Here is a 16,238-nt window from a genome sequence, read left to right as displayed (position 1 = left end):
TCCGCGTCTGTCTTCAACTGGCTAATCTTCTGAGAGCCGACCCTGTCAGTGAGCTGGGAGTTGAAGAAGGTCAGCCGGATTCTGGGGTTCGCCGTCTCGCCAGATTTCGAAATGAAGCTGCGGTTGGCTTCCCCATCCGGATTTTCCAACGGCACCAATGACCTGACCTGCCGATACGGTATCGCCTTCCTTGACGTCTGTCCGGCTAAGATGTGTATAGCGCGTGGCCATTCCAGCATTATGGTCGATTTTGATAACGGTCCCGAAGCCCGGTAGGTCTCCAACAAAACTGACGGTTCCTGCGGCGGAGGCCTTCACCTGGGTGCCGATCGGAGCGATGAAGTCCAGACCCTGATGAAATTTCGGTTGGCCATCCGCAGGGTTCATACGCGGGCCGAATCCTTCTCCGACCGTGCCATCGACAGGGATGCTAAAACTAGGGGGCGCTGACGGCGTGGGTTGGGCCAAGGCATGGCCTGCCGCAAGAAGAAAGGTCGCTAAGCCGAAAGTAGCGAATGAAAGGCGACGGCGCATAGGGTCTGTACCAAGCATGTAAGTCTCCAACGATAATCTGAATGTGTTGAACTGAGATCAGAATATCCGATTAGGTCTCTCACAGCTAAGAACATTAAGTATTTGGTTTATTTAAATATTGTTTCAGTTTGTGGGCGGCGCGTCCGATTTCGGACGGCCCTTCGACCAAAATTGATCACTACCGTTGAAATCAACCAAGCGTCCATAAATGTACAAAGAATGCGTCCGTTTTTGGACGAATTTTGTTGTATGTCGTATATTGTCTAATAAATTCAATGCTTAATACCTTCGGCTAAATGCCGTGCGATCCGTATATCCTGTGTTTTTACCATTCACTGGGGAGTTGCGAATGATCGCGCGTGCAAAAGAATGCCTTGTCCTTCGATATGCGGTTTCTCGTGGAGCGATCGGTATTGCGCTCATGTTCATTGTTCCGCCCACTGCCTTTGGGCAAACCCCGACACCGCCGGCCGATAAGCCGGCGCCTACGGAGAGCACGACCGTGGTTGTCAAAGGCGCCAAGCGGGCAGTCACCAACAAGATCGATCGTCGCGTCTATAATGTAAGTAACAGCCCGCATTCGGGCTTTGCGACATTGAACGACGTCTTGAGCCGCATCCCATCTGTGACGATCGACCCGCATGGCGCTATCGCATTGCGAGGAAATACTCAGGTCAAGGTCCTGATCGACGGTCACGCCGCGAACCCGGCCGTTCTTAGAAACCTGACCCCGGCGCAAATTGACCGTATCGAGATTGTCACTAACCCTTCGGCGCAATTCGACTCCGAGGGTGCGGGGGGCGTTATCAATATCATTTTGAAAAAGAAACGCCCCGATGGACTGAACGGGAGCGTAAATGTTCGCAGTGACGGCGATGGTCGGTTTAATCTGGATGCTTCCGCCGCCTACAAAATCGGAAAGTGGTCGATCGCTGCGGCGGCTGGCACCAATCAAACCAGGGAGAGGTCGCGGGAAGATGGCGATCAGTCGTGGTTTTCGGACGGCGGCGGGACGGAAACGTCCCATGGCTCTGAGGTAAGCGACATGGTGCGTCGCCAGTCCTATGCAAACCTGCAAATCGACGATCAGATAACGGACCTCGACAAGATCAGCGTCAAAATCAGCGCGAACAATGCCTGGAAAATGGTCAAAGACAGCGCGACAAGTCGCAAGATAGACAGCGATGGCCATGTCGTTGAAAACTACACGGACGCTGGCATCGATCCGAGCCAGGAGTTTGTGACAGAGTTCGAGGCCACTTACGAACACGTTGGAAAGGCCGACGGCGAGCAACTCACGATGAACCTGATCCGGACGCATACGGAATCGCCTGAAACCACCATACATACCTATAGCTTCGACCTGCCGGCTCGGCCTGATCTTACCTATCTGCAAACTGTAAAAGCGCCCGAAGCCGAAACTGCTTTCACCGTTGATTACGAGCGGCCCCTCAAAAACGGGAGTAGTCTCAAAACAGGTTTCAGCTTTGATGATCGAGATAAGCGACTCTGGCGCACGACCCAGGGGCTGTCTGAACTTGTCCCGGGCCAAGCCGACCAAACGGCGTTTCTTCGATTCACCGCTCGTTCGGCGGCAGCCTACGTCACTTACCAAATGCAGTTTGGCAAATGGGGCATCATGCCAGGTCTCAGGATCGAGTCAAACCAGTGGGACGTTAACCTGGTCTCGTCGAATTTTGATGCAGGACGCGATTATGTGCGCTGGTTGCCATCACTTCATGTCAACCGCTTCCTGACCGATCAGCTAAAACTTGTCGCCAGCTACAGTCATCGGACCCAGAAGCCGATGCCATGGGTCCTCGATCCTTCGACCGTCTACTATTCCAAACAATTCGCCCATGTCGGCAACCCTTACCTCAAGCCGCAGGACACGGATTCGTTCGAGACCGGTTATGAATACGAGAGCGGAAAGTTCAGTTCGAATGGCACTCTGTATTACCGAAAATCCTACAATACCATCGTGCCAGCAAGGACTTTCACCGATGATCAGATCATTATCGCGTCATCGGTTAATGCGACCCATAGCACGGCGGCAGGAGGTGAATTCACCGCCAAGGGTGATGTAACCAAGCACCTTCAGTACTCGTTTAACCTCAACGTCTTCGATAACGACGTTGTCGGGATAACGGGCGGGCAAATGCTTCGCCGGGCGGGTGTGACCTATTCGGGCAATGCGGTCCTCGAATATACGCCGACGACGAAGGATTGGTTACAACTGACCTATAGCGCCGCTGGCAAGACGCTGGCCTTGCAGGGCTATACGACGGGGTTTGATCGGCTCGACTTTGCTTATCGGCACAGATTTAACCCCCAGTGGGCCTTTGCCGTCCGCGGCTTCGACTTGCTGAACTCATCTAAACAGCAGCGCCTGTTCGTCACGCCGGATGGCGAAACTCAGTCCGTAACTCGTACGCAGCGTCCTGGTCTGATGATGAGCCTCATCTACAAGTTCGGCCACGGCTCTTAAGCGGGCAGGTAGAGCCGGAATTCCGTACCTTGGGGCAGGTGGGGGCGGACTTCGATTTGTCCGCCATGGGCGGCGACGATCTGGCGTGTCAGGCTGAGCCCGATACCGGACCCGTCCACCTTGGTGGTGAAGAAGGGCACAAATATGCGGTCGTACAGTTCAATGGGAAGCCCCGCCCCATTGTCGGCAATGCTGATGACGATTTGATCTTGTTCTGCCACGGCGCTGACGTCGATGCGCGGCAAGGGCGCTTGTGCTACAGCGTCCATGGCGTTTCGCAGAATGTTGATCAGGGCTTGTTCCAGCAACTGGGGGTCCGCTCGGATGGTCATGTCGGTGCGAAAAGGGGGCCAGGTGCAGGTGATCATGTGTTCGGCCAAGCCCGGGGCCATCAATCGCTCCAGCGCTTTCAGTGCCTCCGCTAGATCAACTGTGCGGATATTCGCACGTGGGAGCTCAGCGGCCTCGCGATAGCGTTCGACGAAGCGCATGAGGCCTGCGCTGCGCTGGCCAATGACGTCAATGGCTTCCACCACTAGGGTATTGCTTTCGCCGACCATGGGTCGCAAGCTTTGCGCCAGGGACGCTATGGGGGTTAGTGAATTCATCATTTCGTGCGCCAGAATACGTACTAGGTCCTGCCACGCCTTGACCTCTGTGGCATCGAGTTCGCTTTCGATATTTTGCAGCGAGACGAGTTTGTGCGTCTTTCCATCAACCGCGAATGAGGCAGCCAGAGCTAGGCTGCGCTGAGCCTGATTGAGCCGGATCACGAACCGCTCCCCCGGCGCCATGGCTCGCAGCTTTCGGGCGTTGTCACCTTCGAGAAGCGTGTGTTCCGATAGTGCGTTGGCGGCGCGGTTCAATCTTACGATCCGACCATCGGGTTCGATGACAATAAGCGCTGCAGATACGGTGTCGGTTAGGGCGTGGAGATAGTCGGTGTCAGCTTGCCGCTTGTGACGCGATCGTATGAGGCTGTCGTGCAGCACGCGCATGGCTTGATCGAGGCGGGCGAAGCCGCCGCGGCTCGTCAGCGGAAGTTCGGGGTCCCCAGCTTCGATCGCGCTAACAAAGCGGCTTAGCGTCCGATCGACCTGGTGGATCTGGCGGTTGAGATCGAGTGCGACGGCCAGCGCCAAGGCAACAAGGACGAGAGCACTCGCGAAGCGCTGCAAAAGGAGCATTTCGCCCATTCCAAAGCCGAGCAGGCCGATAGCCAATGCCCTTGCAGCCAGACTCAACACATACCGGTCCGGAATCCTTTCAGAAGCCATGCTTTTCCAGCCTGCGATAAAGGGCAGGGCGGGTTAGCCCCAACGCGGTTGCGGCCAGCGTGATATTGCCATCGAAATCTGACATGGCGCGGCCGATGGCGACGCGTTCGATCTCATCGAGATTGTAGGAGCCGCCTTCCGATGCCGGCGTCCTTGACGTGAAGAGGAAGGGAAAATCCTCAAGGTGAAGCCTTTCGTCTCCCAAAAGCAGGGTGGCGCGCTCCGTCGCGTGGCGCAATTCGCGAATATTGCCGGGCCAATCGTAGGACTCGATCCATTTCAATACGTCTCCCGAAGCGCGCCGGCGCGGCAGATTGTGCTTGCGCGCATAGAGACTCAAAAAATGTTCAAGAAGTGCCGGGATGTCTTCTCGCCGGTCGCGCAGGGGTGGGACGCAAATCCGAACGGTATCAAGGCGCATGGACAGGTCTGACCTGAACATCTCCGCCTCAACCCGCTCATTGAGCGGTCTCTGGCTGGACACGATGAGCCGTACATTGACCTTTACAGGCTTCGTCGCGCCGATTGGCAGAACCTCTTGATGCTCGATGACGTGCAGGAGCCTTTTTTGAAGGTGCAGCGGCAAGCTCCCTATATCATCAAGGTAGAGCGTTCCGCCATGGGCCGCCTGGTAGCGCCCTGCGCGGTCTGCGTCGGCACCTCCAAACGCGCCGCGACGGTGCCCGAACAACTCACTCTCAACGAAAGCTTCGGGCACAGTTCCCAGGTCAACGGCGACGAAAGGTAGATGTGAGCGTGACGACAGGCGATGAATTTCACGGGCCATGGTCTCCTTGCCTGTGCCATTTTCGCCCACGATTGAGACTATGGCGTCAGTGGGGGCAATACGGCGCACATGACGCAGCACCGGAGAGAGCGATGGCGCATTGCCAATCATCATTCCAGGACGAATGGCGGACTCTGCGCCGCGCAGGCGCAGGGTTTCGGCCTCGCGCTTTGCGTGGGTCAGGGCGACAGCCGCTGAGAGCGTGGCAATTAGCTTCTCATTTTGCCATGGCTTTAGCACGAAATCGACTGCGCCGCGCTTGAGCGTTTCGACAGCCAGGGTCACCCCGCCAAAGGCGGTCATCATGACAATCGACAAGGATGGGTCCAGGCGATGGAGTCGGTCGAGCCAATCGAGGCCATCCTGGCCGGAATTGGCGCCGGGACGAAAGTTCATATCCAAAAGGATGGCGTCGATGTCGCGGGAGACGATAACTTCGTCGAGCCCGTCGGGTGCATTGAAGGTTTCGATCTGCGTAAAATGGGACACGAGAGCAAGACGGGCCGCCAGGCATACGCCAGCATCATCGTCGACAATAAGAATATGACCGCTGGAGTTCATAGCTGAAATCGTACACTATCGCGTCCGATATTGTACACTCGAATTTGTAAGACGTAAAATTTGCAATGAAAACAATGTCACGCGACCCGATGCCACTCGCCAAAACCTGTGGTAGTTTGGGGGCTGTTGACACTGGATATACGATGCCATGACCGCGATGCTGAAGCTGGAGGATATATCCCACACCTACCAGACGGGCGAGGTTGAGACCCGTGTGCTCGAAGGCGTGACGCTGGAGGTGAGGGAGGGTGAATTTCTGGCCGTCATGGGACCGTCGGGCTGCGGTAAGTCGACGCTTCTGAATATAGTGGGCTTCCTGGACAGCCCTTCCTCTGGCTCGTATGTTTTTGAGGGCGAGGAGGTGGCGCGATATCCGGAAAAGCGCCTCACGGAACTCCGCCGCGCTTCCATCGGTTTTGTCTTTCAGAGCTTTAACCTGATTGAAGACTTGACGGCGGAAGAGAATGTCGAGATCGGACTGATCTATCGTCGTATGCCAGGCGCGCAAAGGCGCGAGCGGATTGCTGACGCTTTAGCCCAGGTTGGCCTTTCACACCGAGCGGGGTTCCTTCCGAAGCAACTTTCAGGTGGGCAGCAGCAGCGCGTCGCCGTCGCTCGGGCGCTTGTCTCTAATCCGCGCCTGATCCTGGCCGATGAGCCAACCGGTAGTCTCGATTCCGCCAATGGCGATGCTATCATCGAGCTTCTTACAGGTTTGAACGCCAAAGGGACTACACTCGTCATGGTTACCCATTCGCTGGCCTATGCCGCAGCGGCGAGTCGTGTGGTCAGGATGCTCGACGGTCGCATCGTCAGCGAAACTGATATGGGCCTCTAGAATGTTCAGAACCTATTTGGCGGCCGCCCTTCGCCATCTGGCATACAACCGGCTTTACGCCGCCATCAATATTGCTGGCCTAGCGCTGGGTTTCGCAACCGTTATCCTGATCGCTCTTTACGTTCGCAACGAATTGAGCTTCGACAGTGGGTTGCCAGGTGCTGATCATACCTATCTGGCGGTTGCACGTGCCTCAGGGCCTCGCGGCGAACCTATTGGCTTTGCGTCGACGCCACCCGCATTGGCCGCGCAGTTACTGGCGCGTTCCAATATCGACGCGGTTGCGCGGATGGCGGAAGATCAGGGCATCGTGTCCCATGACGGCAAGCCTTCGCGGCATGTCGAAAATTTTGCCTATGCTGACCCGGATATCGCCTCCGTTATACCATGGCCGGCGCTCTATGGAGTGTTTGACGGTGCCCTCGACGCTCCAGACAGTGCGGTGATAACGCGCAAGATAGCCTTGGCATATTTTGGCAAGGAGAACCCGATCGGAGAAACCATTGAGATCAGTCCCCTCAGCGATCCGAGGGGGACGCACAGTCTGCGGATCATGGCGGTGTTGAAGGACTTGCCTGCCGAGACGACTTGGACCGCTGAAATCCTAGTGTCCGGGCGCGCCGCCTTTTCGACCTTCAACTATCGTCCTGCGTGGCCATGCTCGACCTGTATCGGCGGCGGGAACACACATACCTATGTGCGTTTGCGTCCAGGCACGAATATAGAGAGCGCATCGCTGGACCTGGTGCCGATTACTAAACTGCATCAAAGGCCAGATATCCGGGGAATGGAAAATCCGCCGGTAGAACCGTCCATGATCATCGCGCTTTGCGGGGTAGGCGGACTGGTCATGCTCATTGCGGCCATCAATTTCATCACCCTGTTTACAGCGCGCATGACAAGGCGCCTCGTGGAGGTGGGGGTTCGCAAGGTCGCCGGTGCCAGGCAAGGCGACCTCATTCTCCAGTTCGTGGGCGAAAACCTGCTCCACATCACAATAGGCCTGATCATAGGCGTGGCTGTCGTTGAACAACTGATCGGCCCGATGAATGCACTTTTGAACCGCAACATCGGCTTCAATTGGATTCGGGATATCGAACTCATAGGCCTCATCCTTTTGATCTGGCTGGTCACCGGTGCGCTGGCTGCGACCTACCCGGCGTTGATCCTTTCTGGATTTCGGCCGGCTCAGGTGTTGCGAACAGCTCCGATGGTAGGTCGTGCCGGTGAACGTGGGCGTCAGGTTGTCGTCGTGGTCCAGTTTGCGCTCTTGATCACATTGATGATCTGCTCCGCCGTTATCTACCGTCAGACCGGCTATGCGAAGGACGCAGGCACGCGCCTGAACATGGATGGCGTCCTGATCGCTTGGACATGTAACCCTGCTTTGCGCAACGAAATTGTCCGGATTCCGGGCGTCGAGGCTACCACATGTTCGTCCTGGAATGCGCTCGGGCAGACCGAAATGGCGAACAGGAAGAGGCAAGGGCCACTTGCGTTGCAGGCAGATTATGTCGACTACGGTTTTTTCGAACTTTACGGCGTCAAACCACTTGCCGGCCGGCTATTCGATCGCACCCTTCCTAAAGACAAAGGCGCCTGGGACAACGATCCGCCTACCGATGATGCTGCGGCCTATCAGTTGCGTCATGTAATTCTGAATGCAGCTGCCGTGAAGGCGTCAGGGTTTCCTTCGCCAGTCGCCGCTATCGAAAAGACAGTGACGGTCACCGAAGGCAACACCCGCCATTCTGTTCAGGTCATCGGCGTTGTTCCAGACTTTTCCGTTGAATCCGTTCGCCAATCGGTGCCTGCGGCGGCGTTTGGCATCATGCCCTATCCAATGGAATTGATGAGCATCAAGCTGCGACCCGATCGCAGGCGTCAAACCCGGTCTGTAATCGAGGCAGTCTGGACCCGTCTCGGCAACCAACCGAAATCTATTTATTCCCTGAAGGGCTACGTCGCGAGGGAGTTCTCCGACATGCAAAACCTGTCCGCGTTTGTGGCGTGCTGCGCTGGCGCAGCCCTCATGGTGGCATGCCTCGGCCTGTTCGGATTATCGGCGGTCGCAGCTGAACAGCGCACCCGGGAAATCGGTATCCGAAAGGCCATGGGAGCGGGACGTAGCGATATCGTTGAGTGGCTTGTGAGGCGGTACATGGTGCCTGTCGTCGCCGCAAATCTGCTGGCATGGCCCATAGCCTATATGCTGATGGGGCAATGGCTCAGTGGCTTCGCCTCACATGTTGATATGGAGCTTTGGATATTTGCGGCATCAAGCGCGTGTGCGCTCGCCATCGCATGGCTGACGGTTTGCCTACATGCCCTTATCATAGCTGCCGGCAAGCCTGCGAAGGCGTTACGATATGAATAGGTCTACTTTACCACACCAGTCATTGCCGCCAATGAATGGCCTTGTAGATCGGCACCTAAAGTGGAAACCCCTGATTTTGTGCTTAAAACCCTGGGAAAAAGGGACAATCGTAGTCGAGATTTTATCCGTAACAAGATCGGCTTCAGGCTCAGCTTTCGGCATGGGCAAACGCACAATAAAATGCGAGCCAACGAGCCGCAATATCTGTTAGAATGGACAGGCCTTAAAAGCGAAAATTGGTGCCCGCACTCACGACCAGGGGAGCAACGGAGGCCTTGCCGACGACAGGATAGCCGCCCAGGGTCCCGGTAGCCTTCGACGACAGCCACGCTTTTTTGACTTCGAGGAACATGCCGTGGCGTTCGTCGAACATGAAGTCAGAGCCCAATTCGATAGCAGGCGCCAGGTCGTTGGTCATCTTGACGTTTTGCAGGGCGGCATCTTTGGTCGAAAAAATGATCATGTAGCTGGCGCCCAGGCCGACATAGGGTCTGACCGTACCTTCACGCAGCGGATGATATTGCATCGTGAAGGCTGTAGGGCCGTACGTCGTCTCGCCCAGTTTGCCATAGGCCGCTACGGTTCCGCCGCCATTGAGCTTGATGTGGGGCGGTATGCCTACTGTGGCGGAAAATGCCCAATGGTCGGTCAGGAAACGACTGATCTGGATCGAGGGTGTGTAGTGGGTCTTGGTATTAAGAGCCGCACCCGGTACAGTGGCACCCCCAACGGTCAGGTCAAGCTTATCAGAGAGCGTGAGCTGTGTAATGCCGGCGCGAACAATCCAGGTGCGATCTGTGTCGCCTGCAAAAGCCGAGCCCGCTTGACACGCCAAAATCGTCCCGGCAAGGGTTACAAAAATCTTTTTCACACCGACTCTCCGTCTTACTTTCACAATGTAGATTGTCTGAACATCAGGCACGTCTACGGCGGTCTTGAGAGCAATTTTCGAAAAAAAACGGATTCCGGTTTTCGTAAAAAATTGCGAAAAAACAAAAAATAGTAGGGCATTGTACGACCAATTTGATCGGGAAATGCCCTAGAAGCGCCACGATGCTCCAGCCTGAACGATGACCGGATCAAGTATAGTCGTTGCGGTAATTTTACTGGCGCCGAGATCACCCCACGCCTTGGCGGTGTAGGTTGCTTTTTTAACGTCGAAATAAAGTCCGTAACGCGAGGTCAGGCTGTAATCGAAACCCGCCTGTATGACCGTGCCGGACGTGCTTTGGACGTGCAGGTTCTTAACAAGTCCATCCTGTTCGCGTAGCGTAATGTGTCCGATGAAGCCCGCACCGATATAGGGCGAGATTTTGGCACCGCGCCACGGATGATAGGTCGCGGTGAACGTCAGATTGGTGAACTGGTCATCGCCGAGATTGGGCAGCCCCGCCATGCTTCCGGTTGGGATGTTATGCGTGGTTTCCGGCGTGCTGATCGATCCTTGCAGAGCGAAGTGCGGTGAAACAAAATAGCCGCCTTCAAGGACCACAGGCCAGTATTCATTTGATTTGGATCCGCCCCCCGGAATGGCGACACCGTCAGAATAGGTCGTGCCTTTGTCGGCGAGCTTGCCGTGAGCCAACCCCAAATGTACGAAGCCTTTGGCCGGTGCCTCTGCCATTGCAACCATTGGGCAACCGAGCAAAGCTACCATTGCAATGGCGGTTGAGAAAAGCTTGTTATTCATACTGCAGCCCATTTTTAAATACTCTAATCCCAAGCACTATATCCCAAAGGCGTGAATTTCCCCTTAATCGGCTAACCGGCTGATGCTTTTAAGGAAAAAGAATTTTTTTCGATGTCCGCAGCCGGTTGAGTTTCACGATTTGCGGAAAGCGCCGTCGCTGGAACAGACAAATGCTTGTAAGGGGTTTGCTTTTCAAGCGTGGTCAAAGTTAGGGTGCCCGCCTTCAGCGCCAGGTCTTCAAGTTGGGCGCTCGCTGTCGCGGTACTCAAACTATGAATGGCATCCATGATGTCGCGGGGGGTATGATTGGCCATGACCTGAAGCCGGAAGCGGGCGCGCCCCTTCGGTACGGCAGGGAACTCCACCAGATTAGCGAGAAGGCCGTTGGCGGGCAGGTGCCGGCTCGTCAGGCGGGCCAGACTTTCCTGTCCCATCTTCACGCATACGATGGGCGAAGGGTCACCATAGGTCTCGAGATTGCAACTTTGCAGCAATTCACGTAGCAGCAGGATGTTGTCCATCAGCTTCCCACGCAAGGCAGCGCCTTCTTCAGAATCGATAATATCAAAACATTTGCCGACTATGGCCGCCTGGGCCGGAGATAGAGCGTTTGAAAAGGTATTGGGCGAACTATAGTAGCGCAGATATTCCCTTACGGCGCGCTGGCGGCAGGCTACAAAACCGCCGTTGGAGGCGAACGTTTTGGAGAAGCTGCCCATGATGACGTCAATCTTGCCGATCATGTTCTGAATACCGATATGGCCGCGCCCGTCTTTGCCGAGGCTGCCCAGATCATGCGCCACATCAACGACGAGGGTCGCGTTGAATTCGTGTGCCAGTTCTTGCAGGGCGATGAGATCGGGCGTATCTGAATCCATCGAGAACAGGCCTTCAGTGACGACAAGAATGCCATTGGTCGTGTCGGTGGACCGAATCTTCACCAGCTTTTCGCGTGCCATCTCTATGCTGTTGTGGCGGAACAGGTGAATGTTCTTGGTTGCGGCTTGCGCGCCCTCCTGCAGACATGCGTGGGCCAGAGCATCCATAACGATATGATCATTGGCGCGAACCAGCCCCTTGATTACACCAAATCCGGCGGCCCAACCTGTGGGAAACAGCGATACATGTTCTGTATTGAGAAACGCTGCGATCTTGGCTTCGAGTGCGAGTGACAAGGAAGTGTTGCCGACCAGCGCGGGCGATCCAGCACTGTGGACGCCGAAGCGCTTCATGGTCTCAACTGCGGTTTCCAGAACGGCGGGATGGGACGACAGGCTCAGATAATCCTGCGAGGCGAAGTTAACGCCCTCGAAAAGTTCACCTTCATCCGTACGCGCCTGACACTTGCTGTGGGGGCCCATTTCCGTCGAACGCCCCAGCGGCCATAATCCCGCCTTACGGCGCAATTGCTGCCAGGCATAAAAACTTTCCGCCCTGTCCAATAGATTGGCGCCGGGAATATTGCGGTAGTCGCGCATACTGCCAGTCAAAGCGCCAGATAAAGGATCTATATTCACCATGATTTTCCCCATTTGTGTATCAATACATAAGTCATACAGAATGGGTTATATTTTTTAGTTAAATGTTTTGCTTAATAATGTGTTTTTCTATCTTCTCTATGAGTATGTCGAGCGCTATGGGCTTCGTCTCGAAATCCGCACAGCCGACCTCAATACTTTTTAGACGATCACTTTCCAGCGCGTGGGCGGTCAGAGCGATGATGGGTATCGATCGCGTCATCTCATCTGCTCGAAGAATAGTCGTTGCCTCCCAGCCGTCCATCTCTCCCAGAGCCACGTCCATCAGGATGATGTCCGGTATCTGTTCCTTGGCCATGGCGATGCCTTCCGGGCCGTCGACGGCACAGGTGACCTCATAGCCCCTGCGCTCCAAACGGCGTCGCAACATGTCGCGATTGATTTCATTGTCTTCGACAATAAGAACGGTGGTCATGAAAAATTCCAGAAAAGGGTTGCGATCATCAGGCCGCCATCTGCGGCTTATTTTTGGTTTCCAGTGTAATCGGAATCAATATGGTGAATTCGCGTCGGCCGTTTCTATCGACATTGGCGCTGATGTCTCCGCCCATCATCTGAACGAACTTCAGGCTCAGCGCCATGCTGATTCCGGCGCCGCCATACTTGGTCGCGCTGGTATCGGATTCATCCGAAAAAATATCGAACAGTTTTTCGGAATCAACCTTGGCGGTACGCACGTTCGGATCGAGGATGTTAAGGCGCAGATATTTCCCCGAAAGCAAGGTGCTGTGAATCCTGATAACGCCACCATTGCCGCTTGTCGCGATCCCCTCGATCAGGTGAGACGTGGCCTTCTTCAGGGCATGCCAGTCAAGATTTAATGGGGTGGCCCCGTCAGACGTCTCGCAGATCAGGCTATGGTTGCGCAGTGTCAGGCTGTCACGGATTTCGGCGGCGACGCCATCCATGCTTTCGCCGAGTTGACCCGTCGAGACATGAGTTGTCATTTTACCAGCTTCAATCTTGGAAAAGTCCAGAATGTCATCTACCAGCCTTAGCAAGTGCGTGCCTGCGCCATATATGTGCTCAAGGTCGCGCGCCGTTTCTTCGTCGCCCTCATCCTCGGCATCCTCAAGCAACAATTGGCTGTAGCCGATCACCGCATTCAAAGGCGTGCGCAGTTCATGGCTCATGGAGGCCACAAAATCGGCCTTGGCAGCCGTTGCCTGTTCAGCGGCCTGGGTGAGGTTGCGCAGATTGTCGGCGAGTACATCAAGACTGCCGAGTTCGCGCTCAAAAGCGTTCTGTTCGCGCAGAACGTTGGCGTAATAGACGTTGGCGAAATACAAAGCCATCATCGCCACATAGATTGAGGCGCTGGTGATCGAGACGAGACCTAACAACTGGAACTCTTTGAGGTCGATCGAAGGAAAGGGTGCGCCGGTTACAACCAGCAGGCTGAAAATGCCCACACTGCCAAAAATCTGTATGAAGAGCACATTGCGGATAAGGCCCGTGGTCGGCAAATAGAGAAAAGACAGCAAGGGAATAATCAGAACCCAAGGCAGGAAAGGCGAATAGATTCCGCCATAAGCGTAGCAGGCCCACAAGATGCAAAATATGAGATTTTCAACTGAAAGAAAAGCCAGAACCTGATAGCGCTTGGTCGATCGCAGTATGAAGGGGTACACCCAAAAAGCAACGATCGATATGGTAAAGGTCCAGAACCTATAATCTAGCGCTATGTGCGATACGAAATGCAGATATAATGGAATAGAATTACCGAGAAATGGTCCGAATACATGGCTTAACATGAACATTCTGGCCCGTCGGTGCATATCGGGCTGAGACTGAAGTTCTTTAGGGATGAAATAATCCAAAAAAGCGTTTAAGTTGTGTTTTGGGCGCACGTTTTCAGTTTTCATTAACGTGTCTCGCAAAATAAATGGTAATGTTCCATTAAATAAGTCCTGATTTCTCAACTTAAAATAACATGAGAAAGTTAATTCAGTCTGAAATGATTGCAGGCGTGCTTTAACTTTAATTAAAGCCTTCCGTGCTATTTAAAATATTGCGGGAGTCATCAGATGCTTGGGTTTGTCGACAAAATACTGGACTACTTCATCCCTCAGGAAATCCGGAGGGAGCGCTCGAACTTAATGATGGTTCGCACCTTCATCTGCCTGCACCTGGTCGGGCCAGCTATGGGGCAGTCCGTCATCCTGTTCCTGTGGGGCGCTTCCAAATCGATCGGCTGGGAGTTCTGGACCATCGAAGCCAGCGTCGCCGGTTTTTGGCTGTTGCCCTTGATGGTAAAGATGACGCGCTCACTTGTCTGGCCAGCGACGATTTCCGTTCAGCTTCTGGTCTTCATGAGCCTCTTTGGCTCATTCAATTACGGCGGAATCAGCTCGCCCTTTTTGCCGTGGTTCCTGATCGCGCTTCTGACCGGCTTTTTTTACCTGGCCGAGCGGGTGCGTATGGTCCTGATCGGAGTGATCGCGCAAATGACGGCCTTTGTGGCCGCGCGTCTGCTGCTGGGGCATTTTCCGGAGCTGCTGCCCCTCTCCAGCCTGACCTATGTCAATCTCCTCTCGCTTTTGTCGGCCCTGGTCTATGTAACGATCCTGTCGTTGTATTATGAGAAGGTCATGCGCGTCAGTGCTGAGCTTGAAAAGGCCACCCACGAGCACCGTGCGCAAACCGATGCCTTGCGTGAGGCCTTCAAGAATACAGAACTCGCGAGCCAGCAGAAGTCGATCTTTCTGTCTAAGATGAGCCACGAACTGCGTACACCGCTGAACGCGGTTATCGGCTATAGTGAAATGCTCCATGAAAATCTGGGCGACCAACCCGCGAACCCCCAACGTGCGCAAGACCTGAAACGTATCAATGCGGCAGGGCGCCACCTTCTGGCTCTGGTCACCGATATACTCGACCTGTCCAGGATCGAGACGAACCGAGTGGAAATCTCAATCACTGAGGTGGAACTTGCCCAGCTCGTGCACGACGTCATCGCGGCGACAGCTCCGGTGATCGCCAAGAAGGGAAATCGCCTCGTGCTCGACATGCCCGTTGATCCGGGCAAGGTCATGGCCGATGCGCTCAAACTGCGCCAGTCGATTCTTAATCTGTTAAGTAATGCCGCCAAATTCACCTCGCAAGGGACGATCACCTTGACTGTGCATAAAGGCCCAGAATCGAGCGGGCGTATGCTGATCAAGGTGCGCGACACAGGCATCGGTATGAGCGAAGACGGCATGAAAAAGCTATTTCTCGATTTCACTCAGGTCGAGGATGATACCTCTCATAAATTTGGCGGTACTGGGCTGGGTTTGGCCCTGACGCGGCGTTTCTGCACCTTGATGGGGGGAGGGATTACAGCCGAATCCAAACTCGGCGAAGGTTCATGCTTCACCATCGACATACCTTGTGCGCGTAAAACTGTGCAGGAATCTCACTCCGATCAGTCTTCGATTCGACCGTCATTACTCGGTCATGCGGCAATCTAAGATCAAAGCAGGTTTGCAAGAACGTCGCGCCTTCAGCCCTCAAGAAAGTAACTGAAATGTCGAAAACTCAGATAGATCGGAAAATGTCGCCAGAGAGGGGCATCGCGACGTTTTGCCGTCGGTTAAAATCTGAATTGGTGCAAACTGATGGCATGTCTGTGTCGCGCACTCAGTCGGTAATCGGTGGAAGCCTTATGAAGAAACTGACCTCTCAGCGGGCAAGGCCGCCCCGCAATTCCAAGCTCTCTGTGATTGGCAACCTTCCCTTCTGCATCGCGGCGACAACTGACCAGCCACGTAAACCAAGCGTTGAAACCGTTGGAAAGTCTTCGGATGAAGGGCTGGACAGAAAGCATGAAGAGCCGGGCGCGCCCTCCAGAATGATTTTGATTGTTGATGATGATGAGGTCTCGCTAGTGTTGTGGAATCAACGGATGGATTCCCTTGATCTTGCAAATATGCGAGTCTGTGTCGATGGACATGGACAAAAGGCTGTTGCTGTCGCCTGAGGCTCGGGTGCGGTTGGAAGGTTGGGTGGCGGACCGGAACACGCCGCAGAAGCTTGTTTGGCGTGCGCGGATCGTGCTGATGTGGGCGGACGCGGCGAGTTTGGCGTCGATTGTGCGGACGCTGGGCAAGACCAAGAAGACGGCCTACCGCTGGCGCGATCGTTATCTTGAGCAGGGTGTCGATGGG

14 protein-coding genes are annotated in these 16,238 nt (G+C 54.8%); 6 read left to right on the top strand and 8 right to left on the bottom strand.

What is annotated here, in order from left to right:
- Positions 1 to 45 precede the first annotated feature (45 nt).
- Positions 46 to 552 carry a M23 family metallopeptidase gene (locus B060_RS25145; RefSeq protein ID WP_018083259.1) on the bottom strand — a complete coding sequence of 169 codons (507 nt, stop codon included), beginning with the start codon at positions 550 to 552 and terminating at the stop codon, positions 46 to 48.
- Positions 553 to 883: 331 nt separating this feature from the next.
- Here B060_RS25145 and B060_RS0118320 point away from each other — a divergent pair, with 331 nt between their 5' ends.
- The gene (locus B060_RS0118320; protein WP_081606924.1) at positions 884 to 3,022 is read left to right on the top strand and encodes a TonB-dependent receptor; all 2,139 of its coding nucleotides are present in this window, start codon (positions 884 to 886) and stop codon (positions 3,020 to 3,022) included.
- On the opposite strand, the gene B060_RS26255 is transcribed toward B060_RS0118320, so the two are convergent.
- Together B060_RS26255 and B060_RS0118310 are read right to left on the bottom strand one after the other, a co-directional pair.
- Positions 3,019 to 4,299, bottom strand: a complete 1,281-nt coding sequence (locus B060_RS26255; protein ID WP_018083257.1) for a sensor histidine kinase — start codon at positions 4,297 to 4,299, stop codon at positions 3,019 to 3,021. The two genes, B060_RS0118320 and B060_RS26255, sit on opposite strands and share 4 nt — an antisense overlap.
- Positions 4,289 to 5,647 (bottom strand): sigma-54-dependent transcriptional regulator, encoded by a 1,359-nt coding sequence (locus B060_RS0118310; protein WP_018083256.1) that lies wholly within the window; start codon positions 5,645 to 5,647, stop codon positions 4,289 to 4,291. The genes B060_RS26255 and B060_RS0118310 overlap by 11 nt, the downstream gene beginning before the upstream one ends.
- 148 nt (positions 5,648 to 5,795) lie before the next feature.
- Here B060_RS0118310 and B060_RS0118305 point away from each other — a divergent pair, with 148 nt between their 5' ends.
- Positions 5,796 to 6,485, top strand: a complete 690-nt coding sequence (locus B060_RS0118305) for an ABC transporter ATP-binding protein (protein ID WP_018083255.1) — start codon at positions 5,796 to 5,798, stop codon at positions 6,483 to 6,485.
- Position 6,486: 1 nt separating this feature from the next.
- Positions 6,487 to 8,862: an ABC transporter permease gene (locus B060_RS0118300; protein ID WP_018083254.1), complete on the top strand. Its 2,376-nt coding sequence runs from the start codon at positions 6,487 to 6,489 to the stop codon at positions 8,860 to 8,862.
- Between the two features lie 223 nt (positions 8,863 to 9,085).
- Here the strand turns inward: B060_RS0118300 and B060_RS0118295 are convergent, their stop codons facing one another.
- The 5 genes from B060_RS0118295 to B060_RS0118275 all read right to left on the bottom strand — a co-directional run bounded on the left by B060_RS0118295 (position 9,086) and on the right by B060_RS0118275 (position 13,955).
- Entirely contained in the window at positions 9,086 to 9,733 is a 648-nt protein-coding gene (locus tag B060_RS0118295; RefSeq protein WP_018083253.1) for an OmpW/AlkL family protein, read from the bottom strand.
- 168 nt (positions 9,734 to 9,901) lie between these two features.
- Positions 9,902 to 10,552 (bottom strand): OmpW/AlkL family protein, encoded by a 651-nt coding sequence (locus tag B060_RS26250; protein WP_157405671.1) that lies wholly within the window; start codon positions 10,550 to 10,552, stop codon positions 9,902 to 9,904.
- Between the two features lie 71 nt (positions 10,553 to 10,623).
- Positions 10,624 to 12,072 carry an aminotransferase class I/II-fold pyridoxal phosphate-dependent enzyme gene (locus B060_RS25130; protein WP_023447387.1) on the bottom strand — a complete coding sequence of 483 codons (1,449 nt, stop codon included), beginning with the start codon at positions 12,070 to 12,072 and terminating at the stop codon, positions 10,624 to 10,626.
- 58 nt (positions 12,073 to 12,130) lie between these two features.
- Positions 12,131 to 12,505, bottom strand: a complete 375-nt coding sequence (locus B060_RS0118280) for a response regulator (protein WP_018083250.1) — start codon at positions 12,503 to 12,505, stop codon at positions 12,131 to 12,133.
- A gap of 28 nt (positions 12,506 to 12,533) precedes the next feature.
- Positions 12,534 to 13,955 (bottom strand): sensor histidine kinase, encoded by a 1,422-nt coding sequence (locus B060_RS0118275; RefSeq protein ID WP_081606920.1) that lies wholly within the window; start codon positions 13,953 to 13,955, stop codon positions 12,534 to 12,536.
- 162 nt (positions 13,956 to 14,117) lie between these two features.
- Between B060_RS0118275 and B060_RS26245 the strand changes: the two genes are divergently transcribed.
- The 3 genes from B060_RS26245 to B060_RS26720 form a co-directional block, all read left to right on the top strand.
- Positions 14,118 to 15,542, top strand: a complete 1,425-nt coding sequence (locus tag B060_RS26245; protein ID WP_081606919.1) for a sensor histidine kinase — start codon at positions 14,118 to 14,120, stop codon at positions 15,540 to 15,542.
- Positions 15,543 to 15,736: 194 nt separating this feature from the next.
- Positions 15,737 to 16,051, top strand: coding sequence for a hypothetical protein (locus B060_RS0118265; protein WP_157405670.1), 315 nt, complete (start codon positions 15,737 to 15,739; stop codon positions 16,049 to 16,051).
- Positions 16,038 to 16,238, top strand: a 201-nt coding sequence (locus B060_RS26720; protein WP_211210480.1) for a helix-turn-helix domain-containing protein, incomplete at its 3' end; no start/stop codon positions are given. The genes B060_RS0118265 and B060_RS26720, both read left to right, overlap by 14 nt.

This window comes from Asticcacaulis benevestitus DSM 16100 = ATCC BAA-896, assembly GCF_000376105.1.
GTDB lineage: Bacteria > Pseudomonadota > Alphaproteobacteria > Caulobacterales > Caulobacteraceae > Asticcacaulis > Asticcacaulis benevestitus.
The sequence above is the reverse complement of the archived record's forward strand: the minus strand, read 5'-3'. Positions and strand labels throughout refer to the sequence as shown.

Bases quoted from the DNA above. Each gene is read 5' to 3' on its own strand.
- B060_RS25130 (WP_023447387.1), bottom strand. From the start codon at position 12,072: ATGGTGAATATAGATCCTTTATCTGGCGCTTTGACTGGCAGTATGCGC.
- B060_RS0118265 (WP_157405670.1), top strand. From the start codon at position 15,737: ATGAAGAAACTGACCTCTCAGCGGGCAAGGCCGCCCCGCAATTCCAAG.
- B060_RS26255 (WP_018083257.1), bottom strand. From the start codon at position 4,299: ATGGCTTCTGAAAGGATTCCGGACCGGTATGTGTTGAGTCTGGCTGCA.
- B060_RS25145 (WP_018083259.1), bottom strand. From the start codon at position 552: ATGCTTGGTACAGACCCTATGCGCCGTCGCCTTTCATTCGCTACTTTC.
- B060_RS0118320 (WP_081606924.1), top strand. From the start codon at position 884: ATGATCGCGCGTGCAAAAGAATGCCTTGTCCTTCGATATGCGGTTTCT.
- B060_RS26245 (WP_081606919.1), top strand. From the start codon at position 14,118: ATGCTTGGGTTTGTCGACAAAATACTGGACTACTTCATCCCTCAGGAA.
- B060_RS26250 (WP_157405671.1), bottom strand. From the start codon at position 10,552: ATGAATAACAAGCTTTTCTCAACCGCCATTGCAATGGTAGCTTTGCTC.
- B060_RS0118275 (WP_081606920.1), bottom strand. From the start codon at position 13,955: ATGAAAACTGAAAACGTGCGCCCAAAACACAACTTAAACGCTTTTTTG.
- B060_RS0118280 (WP_018083250.1), bottom strand. From the start codon at position 12,505: ATGACCACCGTTCTTATTGTCGAAGACAATGAAATCAATCGCGACATG.
- B060_RS0118310 (WP_018083256.1), bottom strand. From the start codon at position 5,647: ATGAACTCCAGCGGTCATATTCTTATTGTCGACGATGATGCTGGCGTA.
- B060_RS0118305 (WP_018083255.1), top strand. From the start codon at position 5,796: ATGACCGCGATGCTGAAGCTGGAGGATATATCCCACACCTACCAGACG.
- B060_RS0118300 (WP_018083254.1), top strand. From the start codon at position 6,487: ATGTTCAGAACCTATTTGGCGGCCGCCCTTCGCCATCTGGCATACAAC.